The organism is Pelomonas sp. BJYL3 (assembly GCF_027257975.1).
Classification (GTDB): Bacteria; Pseudomonadota; Gammaproteobacteria; order Burkholderiales; family Burkholderiaceae_C; genus Roseateles_B; species Roseateles_B flavus.
Genome location: NZ_JANZKX010000023.1, coordinates 1 through 1,985, shown reverse-complemented (window position 1 = coordinate 1,985; position 1,985 = coordinate 1). Strand labels below are relative to the sequence as shown.

The 1,985-nt window shown below is 69.0% G+C and carries 1 protein-coding gene; it reads right to left on the bottom strand.

The features are described 5' to 3' along the window. The coding region (locus O9Y01_RS23115) for a condensation domain-containing protein (protein ID WP_269634007.1) at positions 1-1,985 on the bottom strand (1,985 nt) is incomplete at both ends.

Genomic DNA, 1,985 nt, shown 5'->3' with positions numbered 1-1,985 from the left:
GATCGTCCGGCTTGAGCCCCAGTCCCTGCAGATGCCGCGCCAGCCGGTTCGTCTGCGACTCCAGCTCCGCATAGCTCAGCCGCCGACCCGCCGCCTGCACCGCCGTCGCCTGCGGCGTGCGCAGCGCCTGCGCCGAGATGCGCTGACCCACGCTCTGCTCCGGTGCCTCACGCTCCGGACCTCGGCCCAGTGCCAGCACCTGCTCGCGCTCCGCCGCCGGCAGCACCTCCACGTCCCGCACCGCCTGCTGCGGCGCATCCTGCAGCGCCTGCACCATGCCCTGCAGCGCCGTGTGCATCAGCGCGCACACCCGCTCAGCACCCACCGACGCCTGGACCTGCGCCGTCAGCATGAAGTCCTCGCCCAGATCGTCCACCGCCAGCGTCAGCGGGTAGTTGGTGCGTTCCTCTGCACGCAGCAGCAGCGCGTCGCCCTCTGCGGCAGCACTCGCTTCGTCCACGCTCTCTTCACTTTGCGGGGTGTAGCGGAAATTCAGCAGAGAGGTGAACAGCGGCACCTGGGCCTCCACCGCGCTGCAACGCTGTGCCAGGGCCAGCGGCGCGTGTTCATGGCGCAGCAACTGCGCCAGCAACTGGTGCACCTGATGTGCGGCCTCCGCAATGCCCCGGGTGTCAATGCGCAGCCGCACCGGCAAGGTGTTGATGAACATGCCGAAGACACGATCGGCTTCCTGCCCTGCGCTCATGCGTCCAAAGAGCACCGTGCCGAAGACCACGTCCTGACGGCCGGTGCACCGGGCCAGCACCAGCGCCCAGGCCAGGTGAACCAGCGTCGCGACGCTGAGGCCCAGTCGGCGCGCCTGCGCGCGAAGCGCCTGGGAAAGCGGGGCACTGAGGAGCAGGCTGGATTCGTCGATTCCCGAGCCATCACCCTGCACATCCAGCAGGCCGAAAGGCGCCGTGGGCTCATCGATGTCTCCCAGCATCTGGCGGAAGAAGGCCTCGTGCTCCTCCCGGCTGACGCCCAACCTGGCCTGCGCGACGAAGTTGCGGAACGGTGCCGGCGAGGACAGCAGGTCTGTCCGCCCCTGCTCGATCAGCTGTGCCTCCTTGGCCAGCAGTTCCAGCGTCGTGTGGTCGATCGCCAGGTGATGGGCGAGCAGGCGCAGCAGCCAGCGGCCATTCGAGGGATCGTGGGCTGCATGGCAGCGCAGCAGTGGCGCCCGGCCTACGTCCAGGCGCAGGTGGCGCGGATCGTAGCGGGCCTCCAGCTGCTCGGCGACATCGCCGTCCCGGGGATCCAGGGTCTCGAAGCTCAAGGGCAGGTGCACCTTGCGATGCACCACCTGCACCGGCTGCGGCAGGCCATCCCATGCAATGGAGGTGCGCAGCACGTCGTGGCGGTCCATGACCTGCTGGATGGCCTGCGCGAAGCTTTCAAGCGCCTCGCGCGAGGCGAAGCTGTAAAGGCTGGGCAGCAGGTAGGGGTCCCCCTCCTTCTCCATCAGGTGATGGAACAGGATGCCTTCCTGCAGCGGGGCCAGCGGGTAGATGTCCTGCACATTGGCCGCACCGCCTTCCACGCCGGCCACGATGCCGTCAATGGCGGCCTGGTCCAGCTGCACCAGGGTCAGCATCGGCGGCGTGATGGACGTCGCGCCCTCGGGGATCAGATTGGGCGGCACCACCACGTCCAGGCTGGCTCCTCCCACGGCCTCGGCCAGCTGGGCCAGCGTGGGCTGTAGGAACAGGGCCCGCACATCGGCGTGCAGGCCAGCCTGGCGCATGCGCTCGACCAGCGTGACCGCCATCAGCGAATGCCCGCCCAGCTCGAAGAAGTTGTCGTGGCGGCCCACGCGCTCGATCTGCAGCAGCTCGGCCCAGATGGCCGCCAGCGTGGCTTCCACCTCGCCCTGCGGTGCCTCGTAGCCCCGCGCTGCATAGTCCGAATCGGCCGGCGCCGGCAGCGCCTTGCGGTCCACCTTGCCATTGGGCGTCAGCGGCAGTGCCGCCAGTTGCACATAC